Source organism: Rhodanobacter sp. UC4443_H10 (genome assembly GCF_052978325.1).
Genome location: NZ_CM129668.1, coordinates 418,651 through 439,685, shown reverse-complemented (window position 1 = coordinate 439,685; position 21,035 = coordinate 418,651). Strand labels below are relative to the sequence as shown.

General features: G+C 66.0%; 20 protein-coding genes. 13 read left to right on the top strand and 7 right to left on the bottom strand.

Features of this window, described 5'->3' with window-relative positions:
• Positions 1-99: 99 nt before the first annotated feature.
• Entirely contained in the window at positions 100-1,068 is a 969-nt protein-coding gene (gene miaA / locus ACVCMB_RS01995; protein ID WP_447106013.1) for a tRNA (adenosine(37)-N6)-dimethylallyltransferase MiaA, read from the bottom strand.
• A gap of 202 nt (positions 1,069-1,270) precedes the next feature.
• On the opposite strand from miaA, the gene ACVCMB_RS01990 reads away from it, so the two are divergent.
• On the top strand, positions 1,271-1,483 hold the full coding sequence (locus ACVCMB_RS01990) for a ParD-like family protein (protein ID WP_395121377.1): 213 nt from the start codon (positions 1,271-1,273) through the stop codon (positions 1,481-1,483).
• Entirely contained in the window at positions 1,480-2,247 is a 768-nt protein-coding gene (gene map / locus ACVCMB_RS01985) for a type I methionyl aminopeptidase (protein WP_447106012.1), read from the top strand. Before ACVCMB_RS01990 ends, map begins: the two co-directional genes overlap by 4 nt.
• A 134-nt stretch (positions 2,248-2,381) precedes the next feature.
• Here map and ACVCMB_RS01980 read toward each other — a convergent pair whose 3' ends face one another.
• A complete protein-coding gene (locus ACVCMB_RS01980) occupies positions 2,382-4,544 on the bottom strand; it encodes a S46 family peptidase (protein WP_447106011.1) in 2,163 nt (720 codons plus the stop codon).
• Between the two features lie 317 nt (positions 4,545-4,861).
• Between ACVCMB_RS01980 and tdh the strand changes: the two genes are divergently transcribed.
• Positions 4,862-5,896, top strand: a complete 1,035-nt coding sequence (gene tdh / locus ACVCMB_RS01975) for an L-threonine 3-dehydrogenase (protein ID WP_395118094.1) — start codon at positions 4,862-4,864, stop codon at positions 5,894-5,896.
• A 47-nt stretch (positions 5,897-5,943) separates the two neighbouring features.
• Positions 5,944-7,143 (top strand): glycine C-acetyltransferase, encoded by a 1,200-nt coding sequence (gene kbl, locus ACVCMB_RS01970; RefSeq protein ID WP_395118093.1) that lies wholly within the window; start codon positions 5,944-5,946, stop codon positions 7,141-7,143.
• A gap of 39 nt (positions 7,144-7,182) precedes the next feature.
• On the opposite strand, the gene ACVCMB_RS01965 is transcribed toward kbl, so the two are convergent.
• The 3 genes from ACVCMB_RS01965 to ACVCMB_RS01955 all read right to left on the bottom strand — a co-directional run bounded on the left by ACVCMB_RS01965 (position 7,183) and on the right by ACVCMB_RS01955 (position 10,982).
• Positions 7,183-7,956, bottom strand: a complete 774-nt coding sequence (locus ACVCMB_RS01965; protein WP_447106010.1) for a pseudouridine synthase — start codon at positions 7,954-7,956, stop codon at positions 7,183-7,185.
• 108 nt (positions 7,957-8,064) lie between these two features.
• Complete coding sequence (locus ACVCMB_RS01960) at positions 8,065-9,219, bottom strand: OmpA family protein (protein ID WP_395118089.1); 1,155 nt, start codon at positions 9,217-9,219, stop codon at positions 8,065-8,067.
• A gap of 311 nt (positions 9,220-9,530) precedes the next feature.
• On the bottom strand, positions 9,531-10,982 hold the full coding sequence (locus tag ACVCMB_RS01955; protein ID WP_447106009.1) for a bifunctional 2-methylcitrate dehydratase/aconitate hydratase: 1,452 nt from the start codon (positions 10,980-10,982) through the stop codon (positions 9,531-9,533).
• Between the two features lie 274 nt (positions 10,983-11,256).
• Between ACVCMB_RS01955 and ACVCMB_RS01950 the strand changes: the two genes are divergently transcribed.
• From ACVCMB_RS01950 to ACVCMB_RS01940, 3 genes are all read left to right on the top strand, one after another.
• Complete coding sequence (locus tag ACVCMB_RS01950; protein WP_395118085.1) at positions 11,257-11,946, top strand: TerC family protein; 690 nt, start codon at positions 11,257-11,259, stop codon at positions 11,944-11,946.
• Between the two features lie 139 nt (positions 11,947-12,085).
• Positions 12,086-12,667, top strand: coding sequence for a hypothetical protein (locus tag ACVCMB_RS01945; protein WP_447106008.1), 582 nt, complete (start codon positions 12,086-12,088; stop codon positions 12,665-12,667).
• Entirely contained in the window at positions 12,667-12,879 is a 213-nt protein-coding gene (locus ACVCMB_RS01940) for a helix-turn-helix domain-containing protein (RefSeq protein WP_395118082.1), read from the top strand. The genes ACVCMB_RS01945 and ACVCMB_RS01940 overlap by 1 nt, the downstream gene beginning before the upstream one ends.
• A 66-nt stretch (positions 12,880-12,945) precedes the next feature.
• Here ACVCMB_RS01940 and prpC read toward each other — a convergent pair whose 3' ends face one another.
• Positions 12,946-14,091: a bifunctional 2-methylcitrate synthase/citrate synthase gene (gene prpC, locus ACVCMB_RS01935; protein ID WP_395118080.1), complete on the bottom strand. Its 1,146-nt coding sequence runs from the start codon at positions 14,089-14,091 to the stop codon at positions 12,946-12,948.
• 76 nt (positions 14,092-14,167) lie between these two features.
• On the bottom strand, positions 14,168-15,052 hold the full coding sequence (prpB, locus tag ACVCMB_RS01930; protein WP_447106007.1) for a methylisocitrate lyase: 885 nt from the start codon (positions 15,050-15,052) through the stop codon (positions 14,168-14,170).
• A 153-nt stretch (positions 15,053-15,205) separates the two neighbouring features.
• Here prpB and ACVCMB_RS01925 point away from each other — a divergent pair, with 153 nt between their 5' ends.
• From ACVCMB_RS01925 to msrA, 6 genes are all read left to right on the top strand, one after another.
• On the top strand, positions 15,206-16,525 hold the full coding sequence (locus ACVCMB_RS01925) for a dicarboxylate/amino acid:cation symporter (protein ID WP_395118076.1): 1,320 nt from the start codon (positions 15,206-15,208) through the stop codon (positions 16,523-16,525).
• Between the two features lie 174 nt (positions 16,526-16,699).
• Entirely contained in the window at positions 16,700-17,263 is a 564-nt protein-coding gene (ahpC, locus tag ACVCMB_RS01920; protein ID WP_395118074.1) for an alkyl hydroperoxide reductase subunit C, read from the top strand.
• A gap of 180 nt (positions 17,264-17,443) precedes the next feature.
• On the top strand, positions 17,444-19,036 hold the full coding sequence (ahpF, locus tag ACVCMB_RS01915) for an alkyl hydroperoxide reductase subunit F (protein WP_447106006.1): 1,593 nt from the start codon (positions 17,444-17,446) through the stop codon (positions 19,034-19,036).
• 83 nt (positions 19,037-19,119) lie between these two features.
• Positions 19,120-19,944 (top strand): NAD-dependent protein deacetylase, encoded by an 825-nt coding sequence (locus ACVCMB_RS01910; RefSeq protein WP_395118070.1) that lies wholly within the window; start codon positions 19,120-19,122, stop codon positions 19,942-19,944.
• Between the two features lie 99 nt (positions 19,945-20,043).
• A complete protein-coding gene (msrB, locus tag ACVCMB_RS01905) occupies positions 20,044-20,502 on the top strand; it encodes a peptide-methionine (R)-S-oxide reductase MsrB (RefSeq protein ID WP_395118068.1) in 459 nt (152 codons plus the stop codon).
• The gene (gene msrA, locus ACVCMB_RS01900; protein WP_395118066.1) at positions 20,499-21,026 is read left to right on the top strand and encodes a peptide-methionine (S)-S-oxide reductase MsrA; all 528 of its coding nucleotides are present in this window, start codon (positions 20,499-20,501) and stop codon (positions 21,024-21,026) included. Before msrB ends, msrA begins: the two co-directional genes overlap by 4 nt.
• Positions 21,027-21,035: the final 9 nt, after the last annotated feature.

The window sequence follows — 21,035 nt, the reverse complement described above, 5'->3', positions numbered from 1 at the left end:
GAAAAGACGCCGCTGGCGCCCCGGCCCAACAAGATCGGATGTTAACTGCTTTCAAATGCTTGATGAAAGAAGATTTTTGCTCCACCACGGTGGACTGGGTCACGCTGGTGGCATGACCCCAGCCGGGCCGTCGACAAACAGGCCCACCGCCGCGCGCACCCGCTCGCCGAGATCGGGCCGATCCGGCTCGACGATCCGGATGCCGGTGTCGCTGCGCAGCCAGGTGATCTGGCGTTTGGCCAACTGGCGGGTGGCGTAGATGGCGCGGTCGCGGAACGTGGCCGCATCGGTCTGGCCATCGAGGTGTTCCCACGCCTGCCGGTAGCCGACCGCGCGGATCGCCGGCAGGTCGGCGTGCAGGTCGCCGCGCGCCCGCAGTGCGCGCACCTCGTCCAGAAAGCCCTCCGCCAGCATCGTGTCGAAACGCCGGGCGATGCGCTCGTGCAGCACGCGCCGGTCGGTCGGCAGCAGCGCCAGCTTGAGCACGCGCCACGGAAAGCGCGCCGCCGTCCCGCCGCGCTGCAATTCGGATAGCGGCCGGCCGGTCAGTTCGATCACTTCCAGCGCACGCTGCAGGCGCTGCACGTCGTTGCAGCCGATCCGGCCGGCGGCGGCCGGATCGAGGGCCGCCAGCCGCGCATGCAAGGCCGGCCAGCCGAGCTGTTGCGCCTCGGCGGCCAGCCGCGCACGGGTGGCCGGGTCGGCTTCCGGCAGGTCGGACAGCCCCTGCTGCAACGCACGGAAGTACAGCCCGGTACCGCCGACCAGCAGCGGCACTCTGCCCTGCGCGCTGATCCGCTGCATCACCGGCAGCGCATCGGCGCGGAAATCCGCCGCCGAATACGGCTGGCCGGGATCGCGGATGTCGACCAGCGCATGCGGATGGCGCGCCAGCGTCACCGGGTCGGGTTTTGCCGTGCCGATGTCCATGCCGCGGTAGACCAGCGCCGAATCGACACTGACCAGATCCAGCGGAAACCGCTCGCTCAGCGCGCATGCCAGCGCGGTCTTGCCGGAGGCGGTGGGGCCCATCAGGAAGATGGCCAGGGGGCGGGAATCAACGGGCATCGCGGCAGTTTAGACGAGAGCACCGCCCTGCCCGCACCGCCAGCGGCCTCGCGGCCGACGGCACTCACCCCACGAGGTGGAAAAGTGCGCAGACATGATGCCAAGGGTGTGCCGTCGCCACCATGAGCCATGACATCCGCCGCTTGCCCAGCCACACCCCCAAAATATATCATCCATATATGAAACATATATGGAACGTTTTATGGGTATCGTGAACATCGACGACGATCTGCACAGTCAGATTCGCAGGGCGAGCGCAGTGACGTGCCGATCCATCAACGCGCAGGCGGCCTTCTGGATCAAGGTCGGCATGTTGTGTGAAATGAGCCCCACGCTGACTTTCCAGGAGGTTCTCATGCGGGAACTCCACGCCGCCGGTGTCGAGGCACGGCCGCTCGCACCCGGTGCCGCATGACCAAGCGACCGGAAGAAGTCGCGCTGATGGCCGAGTCGGGCAGGCTATTGGCCGACGTATTCGGCTACGTGGACCAGTTGAGTCTGGCCGGCATGTCGACCATGCAGGTGAACGACCTGGTCGAAAGCTACATCATGGACGAACTCGCTGCGCGTCCGGCGAGCAAGGGGCAGTACGGCTATGCCCATGCACTGAACTCCTCACGCAACGACGTCGTCTGTCACGGTGTCCCGTCTCCGTTGGAAATCCTGCGAGACGGAGACATCGTGAATTTCGACATCACGCTGGAAAAAAATGGATTCATCGCCGACTCCAGCAAGACCTACCTCGTCGGCGAGGTGACGCCAGCGGCCAAGCGACTCGTGCAGGTGGCGCATGAAGCCATGTGGAAGGGGATCAGGGCTGTCCGCCCGGGTGCCCGGCTCGGCGATGTGGGCCATGCCATCGAGCATCACGCCCGACGGAATGGCTACTCGGTGGTGAGGGAGTATTGCGGGCACGGAATCGGCCGTGAAATGCACGAACCGCCGCAGGTGTTGCATTGGGGAAGGCCGCAAACCGGTCTGGTATTGCGGGAGGGCATGGTGTTCACCATCGAGCCGATGCTCAACCAGGGCCGCCGGACCGTGCGGACCGAGGATGACGGCTGGACGGTCGTCACTCGGGACGGAAAATGGTCGGCACAGTTCGAGCATACGGTGGCGGTGACGCGAAACGGCGTGCGGGTCCTGACGCTGCGCCCCGAGGAAAGACCGGCCGGCTGAATCAAGCCGCCCGCCATGCCGGCATCTGCCGCTCCGGGTTTGGCGCGGCCCCGCGCATGACCGGGTTCGCCGCACGGAAAACGGAAGGGCCCGCGCCGATGACGCGGGCCCTGATGCATGCACGAATGTGCGGCTTACTTCGCCGGCACGCCCATTTCCTTCAGCAGGTTGTCGGCGTGGTCGAGGTGGTGCATCACCCACAGCATGTAGCGCACGTCGACCTGGATCGAGCGGTTGAGCTGCGGGTTGAACAGCCAGTCGCCACTGACCGACTCCCAGTTGCCGTCGAACGCCAGGCCGACCAGCTGGCCGTTCGCGTCCATCGCCGGCGAGCCGGAGTTGCCGCCGGTGATGTCCAGGTCGGCCAGGAAGTTGACCGGCAGCGTGCCCAGTTTCGGCGAGGCATAGCTGTCGAACGCCTTGGCCTTGATCGCGACCAGCTCGGCCTTGGGCGAGTTGAACGGCTCGATGCCGGTGTCCTTCTCGACGATGCCCTGCGCGGTGGTGAACGGCGCGTAGCTCACGCCATCACGCGGCGCCACGCCCTGCACGTTGCCGAAGGTGACGCGCAGCGAGCTGTTCGCGTCCGGGTAGACCGGCAGCTTCTGCGAGTCCTTCCACGCGATCATCGCCTGCATGTAGCGCGGGCGCAGCTTGCTCATCTCGCCGGCGCGGGCATCGGATTCGTTCTCCAGCGCCTTCAGCTGCGGCTGCACCGCGCGGGCGAGCCTGAGCATGCTGTCGGAGCTGGCGTCGATCGCCTTGCTGTCGGCGCCGAACCACTTCATGCGCTCGTCGACGTTGCCGAGCTTGCTGCCGGCGTACAGCGCGGCAACCTTCGCCTTGATCGCCGCCTCGGTGCTTGCACCATCGAGCCACTTGTCCAGCGCCGGCAGGCGCTGCGCCTGCGGCAAGGCCACGTAGCGCTTGAGGCCGTAGACCATGAACTGCTGGTCGACGCCCGGGTCGTAGCGGCGGTCCATCTGCTTCAGGCCACCCTCGATGCGCACCCAGTCGCGCTGCTGGTAGCCGGCGTCGCGGTCGAGATCGGCCTTCGGACGCTCCTTCGCCAGGTGGGTCAGGCGCACCGCGGTGCCGAACAGCTGGGCGCGGCTGACCAGACCGATGGCCAGGTCGCGTTCGCGATTGGCCCGGTCGGCAGCGATCTGCTGGCGCAGCTTGCCGATATCGGCCGCCAGCGCGGTGTTATCGGCGCCGCCCTGCTGCTTCAGCCAGGCCTCCAGCTGCGCTTCCTGCGCGCGCTTCACCGTGACCGCGTCGGCGCGATGCAGGCCTTCGAGCTGGCCGCCGAAGTTCTTCAGGTAGTTGTTGAGACCGGCGACCATGCTGGCGTACTTCACCGCCACCTTGGGGTCAGCCTTGCCGGCGGTGTTGATGATGTTCAGCGTGTCCTCGTATACCTTGATCTGGGTCGGGTAGACCCAGTCGATCGAGCTCTGCACCTCGTCGGCGAGACGATAGCGGTTGGTGCGACCTGGGTAGCCGACCACCATCACGTAGTCGCCCGCTTCCACGCCTTGCGGATTCACCTTGAGCACATGCTTCGGCCGGTACGGCACGTTGTCCTTCGAGAAGGCGGCCGACTTGCCGTCCTTCGAGACATAGGCGCGCAGGTAGCCGAAGTCGCCGGTGTGGCGCGGCCACATCCAGTTGTCGACGTCACCGCCGAACTTGCCGATGGATTCCGGCGGCGCGTAGACCAGGCGTACGTCCTTGATTTCCAGTTGCCTGATCAGCTGATAGCTGTAGCCGCCGTGGAAGGTGTAGACGTCGCAGCGGTAGCCTTCGCTCTCGCACGCCTTGACCTGCTCCTTGATCGCCAGCTCGATCGCCTTGTAGCGCTCGGCGCCGCTCATCGCATCGGTGAGCTTGGCGGTGATCTCTTTCGTGACGTCGCGGATTTCCTCGGTGACGAAGATCCGCGCGGACGGGCCGGCGGAGAGCTCGTCCGCCTGGGTCTTCGCCAGGAAGCCCTTCTCGATCAGGTTGTTCTCCGGCGTGGAGTTCAGCTGCAGCGCGCCGTAGACGCAGTGGTGGTTGCTCACCACCAGACCCTCGGGCGAGACGAACGAGGCGGTGCAGCCGCCCAGGCTGACGATCGCGCCCATCGGGTAGGCGGTGAGGTCGGTCAGCGTTTTCGGATCGAGTTTCAGGCCGTGCTGCTGCAGCGTGGCGGCGATACCCGGCAACTGGGCGGGCTGCCACATGCCTTCGACGGCATGGGCGGACGAGATGAAGCCGACGGATACGGCGGCAGCGAGCAATAGACGGCGCAAAGGGAATCTCCTGGTGAAAGCCGGCCCCGGGAAGCAGGCGAAAGTGGCGCAATAACTTTCGACTTATGCCCGAGCCGGGCGAGTGCGGCATATGCCGCAAGTCATGCCTGCGACATTCAGCGCGCACGCATACTCGTCCCGGCAGGCGATCGCAGGTGCTTCCAGCACATTGAAGTGCCTTCCGCGCCATCGCAGTGACTTGCGCCGCCAGGCGCCGCACACGACCAGGAAAATTCGCACGGACAGCGGTCACGCGCCGCCGCGCTCTATAATTGACGTTTAACCGCCCGCATCGCGGGCCAGCCGATGGATTTCCCATGCCGCAGACAATGAAAGCCCTGGTCAAGCGCAAGCCCGAACAGGGCATCTGGATGGAAGAGGTGCCGATGCCCGAGGTCGGCCCCAACGAGGTGCTGATCAAGATCGAGAAAACCGCGATCTGCGGTACGGATCTGCACATCTACAAGTGGGACGAATGGAGCCAGCGTGTCATCAAGCCGGGTCTTACCATCGGCCACGAGTTCGTCGGCCGCATCGTCGAGATCGGTCCGGGCGTCACCGGCTACAAGGTTGGCGACCGCGTCTCGGCCGAGGGCCACATCGTCTGCGGCCACTGCCGCAATTGCCGCGCCGGCCGCCAGCACTTGTGCCCCAATACGGTGGGCATCGGCGTGAACCGCAACGGCGCGTTCGCCGAATACATGGCCATGCCGGCATCCAACCTGTGGCCGATCCCTGACCAGATTCCGTCCGAACTGGCCGCTTTCTTCGACCCGTACGGCAATGCCGCGCATTGCGCGCTGGAGTTCGACCTGATCGGCGAGGACGTGCTGATTACCGGCGCCGGCCCGATCGGCATCATCGCCGCCGGCATCGCCAAGCACGTGGGCGCGCGCAACGTCGTCGTCACCGACGTGAACGATTTCCGCCTGAAGCTCGCTGCCGACATGGGCGCCACCCGCGTGGTGAACGTGGCCAACGCCTCGCTCAAGGACGCGATGAAAGACCTGCACATGGAAGGCTTCGACGTGGGCATGGAGATGAGCGGCAACCCGCGTGCCTTCAACGACATGCTCGACTGCATGTACCACGGCGGCAAGATCGCCCTGCTCGGCATCCAGCCCAAGGGGGCGGGCATCGACTGGGACAAGGTGATCTTCAAGGGCCTCACCCTGCAGGGCATCTACGGCCGGCGCATGTACGAGACCTGGTACAAGATGACCCAGATGGTGCTGACCGGCTTCCCGCTGCAGAAGGTGCTCACCCACCAGATCCACATCGACGACTTCCAGAAGGGCTTCGACCTGATGGATGCCGGCCAGTGCGGCAAGGTCGTCTGCTCCTGGAACTGAGCACCGCCGCAACCTCCACGCCACACACTTCTGCACCCGGAGATTCCATGACTCCATCCGCGAAAGCACGTTACGCCACCGAACTGGCGGCCATCCGCGAGTACGGCCTGTTCAAGGCCGAGCGCATCATCATCTCGCCGCAGTCTGCCGAGATCGAGCTGGAAGGCGGCCGCAAGGTGCTGAACTTCTGCGCCAACAACTACCTCGGCCTGGCCGATCATCCGGCGGTGATCCAGGCGGCCAAGGATGCGCTCGACAGCCACGGTTTCGGCATGGCAAGCGTGCGCTTCATCTGCGGCACCCAGGATCTGCACAAGGAACTGGAGGCGAAGATCGCCGAATTCTTCGGCACCGAGGACACCATCCTGTACGCCGCCTGCTTCGACGCCAACGGCGGCCTGTTCGAGCCGCTGCTGGGTGAGGAAGACGCGGTGATCTCCGACGCCCTGAACCACGCGTCGATCATCGACGGCGTGCGGCTGTGCAAGGCCACCCGCTACCGTTACGCCAACAGCGACATGGCCGACCTGGAGAAGCAGTTGCAGGCGGCCGACGCGGCCGGCGCGCGGACCAAGCTCATCACCACCGATGGCGCGTTCTCGATGGACGGTTTCATCGCCAAACTCGACGAGATCACCGCGCTGGCCGCAAAGTACGATGCCATGGTGCACATCGATGAATGCCATTGCACCGGCATTCTCGGCGATACCGGCCGCGGCTCGGCCGAATTGCACGGCGTGATGGACAAGATCGACATTTTCACCGGCACGCTGGGCAAGGCCCTCGGCGGTGCGCTCGGCGGTTTCACCACCGGGCCGCGGGAAGTGGTCGAACTGCTGCGCCAGCGTTCGCGCCCCTACCTGTTCTCCAACTCGCTGCCGCCGCACGTGGTGGCCGCCGCGATCAGGGTATTCGACATGCTGGCCAGCGCCGGCGATCTGCGCGACAGGCTGAAGGAGAACACCCGCTATTTCCGCGAACGGATGACGGCCGCCGGCTTCGACATCAAGCCGGGCGTGCACCCGATCGTGCCGGTGATGATCCACGACGCGCCCAAAGCGCAGGCGATGGCTGCCGCGCTGCTGGCGGAAGGCATCTATGTCACCGGATTCTTCTATCCGGTCGTGCCGCAGGGGCAGGCACGCATCCGCGCTCAGATGAGCGCGGCGCACACCCGCGAACACCTCGACCAGGCGATTGCAGCCTTCACCAAGGTCGGGCAAACCCTGGGCGTGATTCCGCGCTGACACCGAGACTGGTGCGGCCACAGCCTGGCCGCGCCGCCATCACGGCCGCTTCGCCGCCAGCGAACGCACCTCGTGCTCTTCCAGCCGGCGCCACTGGCCCTTCGCCAGTTCGCCAAGCGCAAGCGGGCCGATCGCCACCCGGATCAGCCGCATCACGTCGAAACCCAGCGCCGCCAGCAGCCGGCGAATATGTCGGTTGCGGCCTTCGTCCAGCACCACTTCGAGCCATGCATTCTTTGCGCCCGCACGCAGCAGCGTGACGCGGCGCGCCTTCAGGCGTTCACCGGCATCCTCGACGCCCGCCAGCATCGCGGCCAGCACCGCAGCATCCGGCAGCCCCGCGACCTGGACGTGATAGGTCTTCTCCAGATGCGTCAGCGGGTCGGTGATGGCAGCCGCCCAACGGGTGTCGTTGCTCAGCAGCAACAGTCCTTCGCTGGCCTTGTCCAACCGGCCGACCGGACCCAGCCAGGGCAGCCCGGCGGCCGCCAGCGCGGTGTAGACCGTCGCGCGACCATGCTCGTCGGCCGCGCTGACCACGATGCCGCGCGGCTTGTTGAAGGCCACGTGGACAGGCGTGGCCCGGCCCACGGCTTCGCCGTCGATGGCGATCCCCTGGCGGTCGATCAGGGTCGGATGCTGGGGGTCGCGGACGACCCGCCCGCCCACACTGACCCGGCCCGCACGAATCCACTGCTCGGCCTGACTGCGCGAGCACACGCCCAGTTTGGACAGCACGCGGGCAAGCCCGTAGCGCGGCGGCGGAGTCGGCCCGGTCGCGCGCGCCGGGTGGAAGGAAGAAGGACGGGACATCGTGCAAGCGTATAGGTCGGGGCCGCGGGGCAACAAGAATCATCGCCGGCGAAGACAAAAAAAGCCCGGCCGAAGCCGGGCTTTTCCCTGTTAGCTACCGCGGTTCGTTTACTGCTGAACCTGCAGCTCCGTGCGACGGTTCTGCGCACGGCCCGCATCGGTTTCGTTGTCGCCGATGGGGTTGCTCTCGCCGTGGCCGATCGGGCCTTCCAGACGGCTGGCATCGATGCCATGGCTGGTCAGGTAGTTGTAGACGATCGAGGCGCGACGCTCGGACAGCTTCTGGTTGTACGCGTCCGTGCCCTTCGAGTCGGTGTAGCCGGCCACGGTCACGTGCACCTGCGGGTAACGCTGCAAGGTGTCGACGGCCTGGTTCAGCACCGAGATCGAATCGGCCGTCGGCTCGGCGAGCGACTTGGAGATATCGGTTTCACCGGCCTTCGGACGATCGAACTTGAAGTTCACGCCACGCAGGTCGATCACCACCTTCTGCGCGCAACCATCCGGGCCCACGATGGTGCCGGCGGCGGTGGCAGGGCACTTGTCCTCGCAATCGTTCACGCCGTCCTGGTCGCTGTCCTGGGTGGAGCAGTCGGCCGGCGCGGGTGCAACCGGTGCCGCTACCGGCGCCGGAGCGGCGGCAGGCGCACCAAAGCGCGAGGCAACGGTCAAGCCGAGGAACCAGTCACCATAGCTGCTGTTGGCGGGATGGGTGTCCTTGTCCCAGTCGAAACGATAGCCCGCTTCCAACCGGATGTTGGTGCTGTCGGTGACCATCTTGGACACGCCGCCGCCGATCTGTGCAGCAGGCGCCCAGCCATTGTCCAGCTTGTTCTGGTGATGGCTGCCCATCACGCCGACCATGCCGTAGGGGCGCCATGCATTCCAGTCACCGGCATAGAACCGGGCAGCCGCACCGACATTGGTGCTGGCCCAGGAATCGCTGCTGTGACCGCCGCCAAGGGCCGGGCCCTTGTCCATCTTGCGCTTCGTGCGGTCGACGAAGAAATCGAGCGACATGTTGGGCGAGAAGAAGCGACCGAAACCCAGGCCGTAGTAGATCTGGCGGCTATTGGTATCGCGCTCGGTGTCGTTGACGTAGCCCCCCACCGTCGGCGCGATATACCAGCGCCCGTCATAGGACGAGATGGCGGTTTCACTGCTCGAGGCATCGGCCGGTGCCGCAGCCGTGTCCTGCGCATGAACGGCACCTACGCCGCCCAGGGCGAGCGCGATCAGAAAATACAAGCCCTTACGTTTCATCAGGTGTCTCCTCGATTATTAAAATTTGAGTCCGTTCGACCCATACCAGAAAGTCGCACGTCAGAACTTAACTCGATTCAAGGCCCTACCGGCCCGCGCTTGGCGTGTCCTGGACAAGCGACCCGCATTGTAGCAAAAACGTTAAGTAGCAGTTGCGTCGCGTACGCTTTCGCAACCATTCGGTGCAACATCATTCAGGTAAGTGATCGTGCCGGGCCAATCCCTTCACAGAGCGGCGAAACTGGCTAAACGACTCGCCGCCACGCAGTGGTTCATCTCCGACCGAACCGAATGTTCCATGACGGACGTGCCTACAATGTGAAGAGACCCAGGAACTGATGCAGCGTCATGGAGTCCAAGTGCGCCGGATCGCGCGTGGCATCCATGATCGCCTTGACCCGATGGGCCGGCAGATGACTGCGCATGGCCGCCTCGAATTTTTGCAGCAAGACGGGAATGCCCTCGGCCCGGCGCTTGCGGTGACCGATCGGATAATCGACGGACACTTTGCCGGTATGGCTGCCGTCCTTGAAGAATACCTGCACCGAATTGCCGATATAACGCTTGGCCGGATCGAAATAGTCGCGGGTGAACTGCGTATTTTCCACCACCGTCATTTTGTCGCGCAGTGCGTCGATGCGCGGGTCGGCGGCGACGTCGTCGTTGTAATCGCTGGCCACCAGGCGGCCGAAGATCAACGGCACGGCGACCATGTACTGGATGCAGTGGTCGCGATCGGCATAGTTCGCCAGCGGGCCGGTCTTGTCGATGATGCGGCAACCCGCTTCCTGCGTCTCGATGACGATCTTCTCGATCTGATCGAGCTTGCCGGCCACCTCGCCATGCAACTGCATGGCGCATTCCACGGCAGTCTGCGCATGGAACTCGGCCGGATAGCTGATCTTGAACAGCACGTTCTCCATCACGTAGCTGCCGAACGGGCGCTCGAACTCGAACGGCTTGCCGCCGAACGCCACATCGTAGAAGCCCCAGGTCTTTGCCGACAGCGCAGACGGATACCCGACCACGCCGCGATACACCGCATTGATCGCGTGGGTCACCGCGCGACGGCAGGCATCGCCGGCGGCCCAGCTCTTGCGCGGACCGGTGTTCGGCGCATGGCGATAGGTGCGCAACGCGCCGTTGTCGATCCAGCTGTGCGACACGGCGGTGATGATCTGTTCCTTGCTGCCACCGAGCATCGCGGTGGCCACCGCGGTGGAGGCCAGTCGCACGAGGATCACGTGGTCCTGGCCGACCCGGTTGAAGCTGTTCAGCAGCGCGTAGCAGCCCTGGATCTCGTGCGCCTTGATCGCGTAGCCAAGCACGTCGCGCACGCTCAGCGGTTGGCCGCCTTCGCGCTCCGCCTTGCGGCTGAGGTAGTCGCCGACGGCCAGGATGCTGCCGAGGTTGTCCGACGGATGGCCCCATTCGGCCGCCAGCCAGGTGTCGTTGAAATCCAGCCAGCGGATCTGCGTGCCGATCGCGAACGCCGCCTGCACCGGGTCCAGCTCATGGCTGGTGCCCGGCACGCGCGCACCGCCCGGCAGCGTGGCGCCCGGCACCAGCGGGCCGAGGTGCTTCACGCACTCCGGAAACTTCATCGCCATCATGGCGGTGGCCAGCGAGTCCAGCAGCATGTAGCGCGCAGTGTCGTAGGCCTCCCGCGAATCGATCTGGTGATCGACCACGTAATCGGCGATATCGACCAGCGGCTGGTCGGGATCGGGACGGACGGCGGAACGGATGTCGTGCGCACTCATGGCGGGATCTCGTGGCGAGGGAAAACCGCCATTTTAGCCGACTGTCGTCGAACGCGTTGCTTGACCGCACCGCGCCCGGGCCGTGACAATCGCCGCCAGCCCAGAAGGGAGTAGTTCTCGCGGCAAGTCCACCTTCCGCGATGCGACGATCGTCAGCACGAGCGAGGTTTCGCTCCGGTCGTCCGGCAGTCATCCTGCGAACAAGACTTTTGTGGCGGGCATGGGCCGCGCGCGTCCATGGCTGCCGCATTGTTCGACGCGCATGGAACCCCCGATGACCCTCGCTGCTCCCGATTTTCTCTCCGGCCTGCTCACCATCATCCTGCTCGACCTCGTGCTGGCCGGCGACAACGCCATCGTCATCGCCATGGCCGCCAGCCGGCTGCCGAAGCATCTGCAGAAGAAGGCGGTGTTCTGGGGCACCTTCGGCGCCGTGGCCGTGCGCTTCGCGCTCACCGCCATCGTGGTGTTCCTGCTCAAGCTGCCGGGCCTGATGCTCGCCGGCGGCCTGCTGCTGCTGCCGATAGCCTGGCAGCTGCTGAATCACGGCAACGACGACGGCCCGGACATCAAGGCCGGCAAGACGTTCTGGGGCGCACTGCGCACGATCATCGTCGCCGACGCGTTGATGGGGCTGGACAACGTGCTGGCGATCGCCGGCGCCTCCAAGGGCCACCTGGGCCTGGTCATCATCGGCCTGCTGGTCAGCGTGCCGCTGGTGGTATGGGGCTCGACCCTGATCCTCAAGCTGATCGACCGCTTCCCGATCATCATGTACATCGGCGCCGCCGCGATTGCGATCACCGCCGGCCGCATGATCGCCCACGACCAGTTGCTCAGCGGGTGGTTCGACGCCCACGCCTGGGCCGCGTATGGCCTCGACGTCCTGGCCATCCTGGTCATTTGCGGTGGCGGCTGGCTGGTCCAGCGTCGCCGGCGGCGACTGCGGCAAGCCGGCGCATAGGCGCGGCCTCGCCGGCCGGCCTTCTCCGGACCTTACGCGATTCAACCAAGGCGACAGCGCGCTGTCGCGCACGGCCGATGTTCTTGCGCAGATATTAATTATCGTAATACGATAAGTATCTGCCGCCCAGGAACCTCCCATGTCGTCTGCCGCCCGCACCGAATCCCTTCGCCCCGCCGCCGAGCCCGCCCATGCGCGGACGACACGCATCCAGCGGCGTGCCAACGACATCATGTCGTTCGCCAGCATCCTCGCCTTCTGTACCGTGGGCGGCTGCATGCTGCTGGCGCTCCTGTTCTGGCAAGTCAGCGGCATGACCCGGATGGACTCCGGCTCGGCGCAGCAACTGCTTGAACGCTGGCACCTGTTGCCGAGAGCTTCTTTCGACGGTGCCGTACTTTCGGCGGCCCTGCTGCTGGCCCTGGTGGCCGGGATGGCGCCGATCGTTTGCCTGCGTCGGCTGGGCAAGGCGTTGCGCGCACCGTCGCCGCTGAACTTTGTCGTCGCACGGTGCTTCTCGTGGCTGGGTCACGCCTTGCTGGTCAACCTCATCGGAGGGTTTGCCGCCGGACTGGTCGCCGCCACCCAGATCCCGGAATACCAGCTCAGCCTCGGCATCGGCTTCCTGGGCACGCTCACCGCCGCCATCCTCGCCCATGCGGTGGCCGAAATGGTGCGCGAGGGGGCACGCGCCGCCGAGGAGAACCGGGCGTTCGTCTGATGCCGATCATCATCGAACTGGATGTCATGCTGGCGCGGCGCAAGATGAAATCCAGGGACCTGGCCGCGGCGGTCGGCATCACCGAAGCAAACCTGTCCCTGCTCAAGCAGGGCAAGGTGAAAGGCGTACGCTTCAGCACGCTCGACGCGATCTGCACGGCACTGGCGTGCCAGCCCGGCGACCTGCTGCGCCACGTCGACGACGAGCCCTGAAAACCGGACCCGGGCGCAAGGCAGGCGGGAAGCCGTTTGGCTCCCCGCCACCTTGCCTGCTGCTTCCTAGCGCTTGTCGATCGGCACGTAGGCCAGGTCTTCGGGCCCGGTGTAGTTCGCGCTGGGGCGGATGATCTTGCCGTCCTGACGCTGCTCGATCACGTGCGCGCTCCAGCCGGCGGTGCGCGCGATCACGAACAGCGGCGTGAACATGGCGGTCGGCACGCCCATCATGTGGTAGGTGCTGGCCGAGAACCAGTCGAGGTTGGGGAACATCTTCTTCAGCTCGCCCATCACCTTCTCGATGCGTTCGGAGACGTCGAACAGGGTCGGGTTGCCGCCATCGGTGCACAGCTTGCGCGAGATCTCCTTGATGATCTCGTTGCGCGGGTCGGACACGGTGTAGACCGGGTGGCCGAAGCCGATGATGATTTCCTTCTTCTCGACGCGGGCACGGATGTCGGCTTCCGCATCATTGGCGTTGCGGTAGCGCGCGATGATCTCCATCGCCACCTCGTTCGCGCCGCCGTGTTTGGGACCGCGCAGCGCGCCGATCGCGCCGGTGATCGCCGAGTACAGGTCCGAGCCGGTGCCGGCGATGACGCGGGCACTGAACGTGCTGGCGTTGAACTCGTGCTCGGCGTACAGCACCAGCGACTTGTCCAGCGCCTGCGCGTGCAGCTCGCTCGGCTTGCGGCCGTGCAGCAGGTGCAGGAAGTGCGCGGCGATCGATTCGTCGTCGGTTTCGGCCTCGATGCGCTTGCCGTTGTGGCTGAAGTGGTACCAGTACAGCAGCATCGAGCCGAAGCTGGCCATCAGGCGATCGGCGATGTCGCGCGCGCCGGTGACGTTGTGGTCGTCCTTCTCCGGCAGCACGGTGCCGAGCACCGAGCAGCCGGTGCGCAGTACGTCCATCGGGTGGGTCGATGCGGGAAGCAGTTCCATCGCGGCCTTGACCGGTGCCGGCAGGCCGCGCAGGCGCTTCAGCTTGGCCTTGTAGTTCTGCAGCTCGGTCCAGTTCGGCAGCACGCCGTGCACCAGCAGGTAGGCGACTTCCTCGAAGCAGCCCTTGGCGGCCAGGTCGTGGATGTCGTAGCCGCGGTAGTGCAGGTCATTGCCGCTGCGGCCGACCGTGCACAGCGCGGTGTTGCCCGCGGCCACGCCGGACAGGGCGACGGATTTCTTGGCCTTGGGCAGGACTTGTTCGCTCATCGGAAATCTCCAGGGTGCGGGTTGGTGCTTTCGATTCCTGCAGGAGCCTGCTCGCGGGCGCCTACCGTAGTGGTGGTCAGCTCTTGTGCGAGAACAGCGCGTCGAGTTTGTCCTCGTAGGCGTGGTAGCCGAGGAAGTCGTACAGCTCCTCGCGCGTCTGCAGGGTGCCAATGATGTTCTTCTGCGTGCCTTCGCGGCGCACGGTCTCGTAGAAGTTCAGCGCCGCCTTGTTCATCGCCCGGTACGCACCGCAGCAGTAGAGCGCGATGTCGACGCCGGCGTCGCGCAGTTCGTCGGTGGTGAAGAACGGGGTGGAGCCGAACTCGGTGAGATTGGCCAGGATCGGCACCTTCACCGCCGCCTTGAACTGGCGGTAGTCGGCCAGCGTCTTCATCGCCTCGGGGAAGATCATGTCGGCGCCGGCCTCGACATAGGCCACCGCGCGCTCGATCGCGGAATCGATGCCCTCTACCGCAGCCGCGTCGGTGCGCGCCATGATCACGAAGCCCGGATCGGTACGTGCATCGACCGCGGCCTTCACCCGATCGACCATCTCGTCCTTCGACACCACTTCCTTGCCCGGACGGTGACCGCAACGCTTCTGGCCGACCTGGTCCTCCATGTGCACCGCCGCCACGCCGACGCGCTCGAACGAGCGGATCGTGCGCGCAATGTTGAACGCCCCGCCCCAGCCCGTATCGATGTCGACCAGCAGCGGCAGGCCGGTGGCATCGACGATGCGGCGCGCGTCGGTGAGCACGTCCTCCATCGTCGAGATGCCCAGGTCCGGCATGCCCAGCGAATTGGCGGCCACGCCGCCGCCGGACAGATACAGCGCCTGGTAGCCCACGCGTTTGGCCATCAGGCCGGCGTAGGCGGTGATCGCGCCCATGACCTGCAGCGGCTGCTCGGCGGCGACGGCTGCGCGAAAACGGGCACCCGGGGATGCTGACTTTGTCATGTGGCCTCCCGTGAAAACGCCCATTTTAGCCCACCGCGCCAACGGCCGGGATTGGACCTTCTGGCACCCCCGCGCCGGCCGCGGGCACCAGCCCGGCAGCCGATCGCAATTTCTCGCGTGACGAATCCGCCACGGCCCCGTACATTCGGTCCGATGAGCACATCGACTCCTCTCGCGAAACGCATCCTCTGGGGCCTGGTGATCGGCGTGGTTGCCGCCGTGGTCACGCTCGGCATCGGCCAGTGGCATCCGCCCACCCTGGCGTTGATGCAGAAGATTTCCGGGGCCGTGTTCGACCCGTTCGGGCAGATCTTCCTGCGCATGCTGTTCTTCGTGGTGATCCCGCTGGTGTTCAGCTCGCTGGCCTCGGGCGTGGCCCAGCTCGGCCGGCTGGACCGGCTCGGCCCGCTCGCCGGACGTACGTTCCTGCTGTTCTTCCTCAACATGGGCATCGCCGTGGCGATCGGCCTGGTGATGATGAACACCGTGCAGCCCGGCCATCACCTGGACGAGCAGGCGCGCGCCCAGCTGATGCAGGAGTACGGCAGCAGTGCGCAGAAGACGATCGACACCAGGGCGGCCCAGCCGAGCATGAGCTTCGGCACGCTGGTGGAGATGTTCATGCCGCGCAACCTGGTCGGCGCGGTGGCCGGTCCCAGCCGCAATGCGCTCGGCGACGTGCTGCCGCTGATCCTGTTCGCAATCCTGGTAGGCGCCGCCGCCACCCAGTTGCGCGAGAAGGAGCGCAAGCGCGTGCAGGTGGCGCTGGACACCATCACCGACCTGATGACCAGGATCGTCGGCTTTGCGCTGGAGCTGGCGCCGTACGCGGTGCCGGCGATGATCTACAGCGTGATCGTCAAGGTCGGCGTGGATGTACTGCTGGCGCTGTCGGTATTCGTGATCGGCTGCACCGTGGCACTGGCGCTGCACCTGTTCGGCACCATGTCGTTGTGGCTGCGCTTCCTGGCGAAGCGCTCGCCGCTGGTGTACTTCCGGCAGATTCGCGCCCTGCTGATCACCGCCTTCTCCACCAGCTCCAGCAACGCCTGCCTGCCCGCCTCGCTGGCGGTGGCGCAGGAGGAACTGAAGCTAAACCCCAGCACCGCCGGCTTCGTGCTGCCGCTGGGCGCGACCATGAACATGAGCGGCACCGCCCTGTTCGAGGGCTGCGTGGTGCTGTTCGTGGCGCAGGCGTTCGGCGTGGAACTCAGCCTGACCCACCAGGCCATCCTGATGCTGTTGTCGGTGCTGAGCGCGGTGGCCGTGGCCGGCATTCCCGGCGGGTCGCTGCCGATGATCGCCGGCCTGCTGGCCACCTTCGGCATCCCGCCCGAGGGCATTGGCATCATCATCGGCGTCGATCGCGTGCTCGACATGATGCGCACCACGGTGAACGTGGGCAGCGACATCGTTACCGCCACGGTGGTGGACAACCAGCTGCGCGACCGTTTCGCGACGACGGCCCCGTAAGCCCGTCCGCTGCGGCTCGAAGGGCTTGAAGCCGGCTGCTTCGCCCGCATCTGCACAGTACCGTCAAGCCGATAGCTACAGCCAATCAAATCCATGCCAACAATCAATTAGATAAATTGGCGACGGGCTCGTAGCATTCCTTTCGTTGTCCAACCACCACGGGAAGCCAAGCAGATGTCCCTGATCAACACCGAAGTGAAACCGTTCAAGGCCCAGGCCCTCAAGGCCGGCAAGTTCATCGAAGTCAGCGAAGCCGACCTGAAGGGCAAGTGGTCGGTGGTGTTCTTCTATCCGGCCGACTTCACCTTCGTCTGCCCGACCGAGCTGGAGGACCTGGCCGACAACTACGCCGAATTCCAGAAGCTGGGCGTCGAGATCTACTCGGTCTCCACCGACACCCATTTCGCGCACAAGGCGTGGCACGACACCTCCGACGCGGTGAAGAAGATCAACTACACCATGGTCGGCGACCCCACCCACCAGATCTCGCGCAACTTCGACGTGCTGATCGAGGCCGACGGCATCGCCGATCGCGGCACCTTCGTGATCGATCCCGCGGGCAAGATCCAGATCGTCGAGATCACCGCTGGCGGCATCGGCCGCGACGCGTCCGAACTGCTGCGCAAGGTCAAGGCCGCGCAGTACGTCGCCGCCCATCCGAACGAGGTCTGCCCGGCCAAGTGGAAGGAAGGCGAGAAGACCCTCGCGCCGTCGCTGGACCTGGTCGGCAAGATCTGAGTTTTCGCTGCAACGATGTCACGGACCCGGGCGCCGCGGTGCGCCCGGGCTCCGCACAGGATGCTTGTGCCAGCGGCCTGCGTCCGGCCTGCCCCCCCTCCGTCAGGTCGGCCCTCCCCATGGCGCCGGCCGCTGCCACAAGCCTCCCGCATCCTCCTTATCCGTTTCGGAGTGTTCGCCATGCTCGACGAAGCCCTCAAGACCCAACTGAAGTCCTACCTGGAAAAGCTGACGCAACCGATCGAGCTGGTCGCAGCGCTGGATGACGGCGCCAAGTCGCGCGAGCTGGACGAGTTGCTGCGGGAGATCGCGACGTTGTCGGACAAGATCAGCCTGCGCCGCGACGACAGCGAAGCACGCAAACCCTCGTTCGCGATCAACCGCGTTGGCACCGACATCGGCGTGCGCTTCGCCGGCATCCCGATGGGCCACGAATTCACCTCGCTCGTGCTGGCCCTGCTGCAGGTCGGCGGACATCCGTCCAAGGCGGCGGCCGAGCTGATCGAGCAGGTGCGCAGCCTCGATGGCGAATACAGGTTCGAGACCTATTTCTCGCTCTCCTGCCAGAACTGCCCCGACGTGGTGCAGGCGCTGAACCTGATGAGCGTGCTCAATCCGAACATCCAGCACGTCGCCATTGACGGCGCGCTGTACCAGGACGAGGTCGAAACGCGCCAGGTGATGTCGGTGCCCACCGTGTTCCTCAACGGCGAGCTGTTCGACCAGGGCCGCATGAGCCTGGAGCAGATCCTGGCCAGGATCGACACCGGCTCCAGCGCCCGCGAAGCGGAGAAGATCAAGACCAAGGAAGCGTTCGACGTGCTCGTGGTGGGTGGCGGACCGGCCGGTGCCGCAGCGGCAATCTACGCCGCGCGCAAGGGCATCCGCACCGGCGTGGCGGCCGAGCGCTTCGGTGGCCAGGTGCTGGACACCATGGCGATCGAGAACTTCGTCTCGGTCGACTACACCGAAGGCCCGAAAATGGGCGCGGCGCTGGAGCAACACGTCAAGAACTACGACGTCGATCTCATGAACCTGCAACGCGCCGAGAAGCTGGTGCCCGCGACCGCACCCGGCGGTCTGGTCGAGGTGCAACTGGCCAATGGCGCCACGCTGAAGTCGAAGACGGTGATCCTGGCCACCGGCGCGCGCTGGCGGCAGATGGGCGTGCCCGGCGAGGACCAGTATCGCAACAAGGGCGTGGCCTACTGCCCGCACTGCGACGGCCCGCTGTTCAAGGGCAAGCGCGTGGCGGTGATCGGCGGCGGCAACTCCGGCGTCGAGGCGGCGATCGACCTGGCCGGCGTCGTCAGCCACGTCACGTTGATCGAGTTCGACAGCAAGCTGCGCGCGGATGACGTCCTGCAACGCAAGCTGCGCAGCCTGCCCAATGTGGACATCATCGTCAGCGCGCTCACCACCGAGGTGCTGGGCGACGGACAGAAGGTCAGCGCGCTGGTCTACAAGGACCGCGTCAGCGATGAGATGCACACGCTCGAACTGGAAGGCATCTTCGTGCAGATCGGCCTGCTGCCGAACACCGAGTGGCTGAAGGGCACGCTGGAACTCTCGCCCCGCGGCGAGATCGTCATCGACGAACGCGGCCAGACCTCCGTGCCCGGCGTGTTCGCCGCCGGCGACGCCACCACGGTGCCGTACAAGCAGATCGTGATCGCGATGGGCGCCGGTTCCACCGCCGCGCTGAGCGCGTTCGACCACATCATCCGCAGCCCCGTGGCGGCGGCGGTCGAACCCGAGGCGGTGGCAGCCTGACCATCGCTGAGGGCACCCGCGGCAAGCGCCGCGGGGCGGCTATGCTCGGGCGGTCGCTTTCGGCGTCACCCGGCTCGCAAGACATGACTCCGCTGCAGCAATTCATCGAGACCCACCCGCGGTTGTTCGTGCTGACCGGCGCCGGTGTCAGCACCGACTCCGGCATTCCCGACTACCGCGACCGCGAGGGCGAGTGGAAGCGCCCCCCGCCGGTGACGCTGCAGGCCTTCATGCACGAACACGCCACGCGCCAACGCTACTGGGCGCGCAGCCTGATCGGCTGGCCGCACTTCGGGCAAGCGCGCCCGAATCCTGCGCACCTGGCCCTGGCGCAACTGGAGCGGCGCGGGCACATCGAGCTGCTGGTCACCCAGAACGTCGATCGCCTGCACCAGCGCGCCGGCAGCGAGCGCGTGGTCGACCTGCACGGCAGGCTCGACGAAGTGCGCTGCATGGCCTGCGACTGGCGCCTGCCGCGCGATGCATTCCAGCAGCAGCTGGTCGAACGCAACCCGGCCTGGCAACACCTCGACGCCACCATCGCCCCCGACGGCGACGCGGACCTGGACGGCCAGGACTTCACCCGCTTCGCCGTGCCGCCGTGCCCTCGCTGCGGCAGCATCGTGAAGCCGGACGTGGTGTTCTTCGGCGAGGGCGTGCCGCGCGGGCGCGTGGAAGCGGCCACGCAGGCGCTCGACGCATCGGGTGGCGTGCTGGTGGTCGGCTCCTCGCTGATGGTCTATTCCGGCTACCGTTTCGTGCAGGCCGCGGCGAGGGCCGGCAAGCCGGTGGCGGCGGTGACGCTCGGCCGCACGCGCGCCGATGCGCTGCTCAGCCTGAAGGTCGACGCGCGTTGCAGCGATGCCCTGGCGTTCGTGCTGGACGCCGAACCGCTGGCCGTCATCTGATCGCCGGGGAGTAACCTTGGCACGCCTCCGACGAACCCCATGTAGTCAGCAACGCCCGCTGCTCGCCAGCGTGCAGGTCGACCATCCCCGGAGGCTCCCATGTCGAAATACCGCAAGACCGCCGAAGCGCTAGCCCGGCTCACGCCCGAGCAATACCGGGTCACCCAGGAGGCCGCCACCGAGCGCCCGTTCGACAATCTCTACAACGCGCACGCCGCGCCCGGCCTGTACGTCGACATCGTTTCCGGCGAACCGCTGTTCAGCTCGCTGGACAAGTTCGACAGCAGCTGCGGCTGGCCCAGCTTTACCCGCCCCGTGCAGGGCGAGCGCGTGGTGGAGAAGCACGACACCAGCCACGGCATGCTCCGCACCGAGGTGCGCTCGCGCGACGGCGACAGCCACCTGGGCCACGTCTTCCCCGACGGCCCGCGCGCCAGCGGCGGCTTGCGCTACTGCATCAACTCTGCCTCGCTGCGCTTCATTCCGCTGGAACAGCTGGAGAAAGAGGGCTACGGCGAGTTTCTCCACCTGTTCGACCACGCGAGGGACGACGCATGAACCCGACCAGCGAACGCGCGCTCCTGGCCGGTGGCTGCTTCTGGGGCATGCAGGAATTGATCCGCCGGCAGCCCGGCGTGCTGTCTACCCGCGTGGGCTATTCCGGTGGTGACGTGCCGAACGCCACCTACCGTCATCACGGCAACCACGCCGAGGCGATCGAGATCATCTTCGATCCCGCGCGGATCAGCTATCGCCGGCTGCTGGAGTTCTTCTTCCAGATCCACGACCCGACCACGCCGAATCGCCAGGGCAACGACCGCGGCAGCAGCTATCGCTCGGCGATCTTCCATACCAGCGAGGCGCAGCGGCAGGTGGCCCTCGACACCATCGCCGATGTCGAGGCCAGTGGCCTGTGGCCGGGCAAGGTAGTGACCGAACTCGCCCCCGCCGGCGATTTCTGGGAGGCCGAACCCGAGCACCAGGACTACCTGCAGCATTACCCCGGCGGCTACACCTGCCACTTCATCCGGCCGGACTGGAAGCTGCCGCATCGCGGCGGAGAAACCGGGCAAGCCGGCTGATCGCTGGCG

Excerpts from the sequence above, each read along its gene's own strand:
- ahpF (WP_447106006.1), top strand. The coding sequence starts at position 17,444 with ATGCTCGACGAAGCCCTCAAGACCCAACTGAAGTCCTACCTGGAAAAG.
- prpC (WP_395118080.1), bottom strand. The coding sequence starts at position 14,091 with ATGAGCGAACAAGTCCTGCCCAAGGCCAAGAAATCCGTCGCCCTGTCC.
- kbl (WP_395118093.1), top strand. The coding sequence starts at position 5,944 with ATGACTCCATCCGCGAAAGCACGTTACGCCACCGAACTGGCGGCCATC.
- ACVCMB_RS01945 (WP_447106008.1), top strand. The coding sequence starts at position 12,086 with ATGTCGTCTGCCGCCCGCACCGAATCCCTTCGCCCCGCCGCCGAGCCC.
- ACVCMB_RS01910 (WP_395118070.1), top strand. The coding sequence starts at position 19,120 with ATGACTCCGCTGCAGCAATTCATCGAGACCCACCCGCGGTTGTTCGTG.
- ACVCMB_RS01960 (WP_395118089.1), bottom strand. The coding sequence starts at position 9,219 with ATGAAACGTAAGGGCTTGTATTTTCTGATCGCGCTCGCCCTGGGCGGC.
- prpB (WP_447106007.1), bottom strand. The coding sequence starts at position 15,052 with ATGACAAAGTCAGCATCCCCGGGTGCCCGTTTTCGCGCAGCCGTCGCC.
- ACVCMB_RS01965 (WP_447106010.1), bottom strand. The coding sequence starts at position 7,956 with ATGTCCCGTCCTTCTTCCTTCCACCCGGCGCGCGCGACCGGGCCGACT.
- msrB (WP_395118068.1), top strand. The coding sequence starts at position 20,044 with ATGTCGAAATACCGCAAGACCGCCGAAGCGCTAGCCCGGCTCACGCCC.
- tdh (WP_395118094.1), top strand. The coding sequence starts at position 4,862 with ATGCCGCAGACAATGAAAGCCCTGGTCAAGCGCAAGCCCGAACAGGGC.
- ACVCMB_RS01990 (WP_395121377.1), top strand. The coding sequence starts at position 1,271 with ATGGGTATCGTGAACATCGACGACGATCTGCACAGTCAGATTCGCAGG.
- miaA (WP_447106013.1), bottom strand. The coding sequence starts at position 1,068 with ATGCCCGTTGATTCCCGCCCCCTGGCCATCTTCCTGATGGGCCCCACC.
- map (WP_447106012.1), top strand. The coding sequence starts at position 1,480 with ATGACCAAGCGACCGGAAGAAGTCGCGCTGATGGCCGAGTCGGGCAGG.
- ACVCMB_RS01950 (WP_395118085.1), top strand. The coding sequence starts at position 11,257 with ATGACCCTCGCTGCTCCCGATTTTCTCTCCGGCCTGCTCACCATCATC.
- ACVCMB_RS01955 (WP_447106009.1), bottom strand. The coding sequence starts at position 10,982 with ATGAGTGCGCACGACATCCGTTCCGCCGTCCGTCCCGATCCCGACCAG.
- ahpC (WP_395118074.1), top strand. The coding sequence starts at position 16,700 with ATGTCCCTGATCAACACCGAAGTGAAACCGTTCAAGGCCCAGGCCCTC.
- ACVCMB_RS01925 (WP_395118076.1), top strand. The coding sequence starts at position 15,206 with ATGAGCACATCGACTCCTCTCGCGAAACGCATCCTCTGGGGCCTGGTG.
- ACVCMB_RS01940 (WP_395118082.1), top strand. The coding sequence starts at position 12,667 with ATGCCGATCATCATCGAACTGGATGTCATGCTGGCGCGGCGCAAGATG.
- msrA (WP_395118066.1), top strand. The coding sequence starts at position 20,499 with ATGAACCCGACCAGCGAACGCGCGCTCCTGGCCGGTGGCTGCTTCTGG.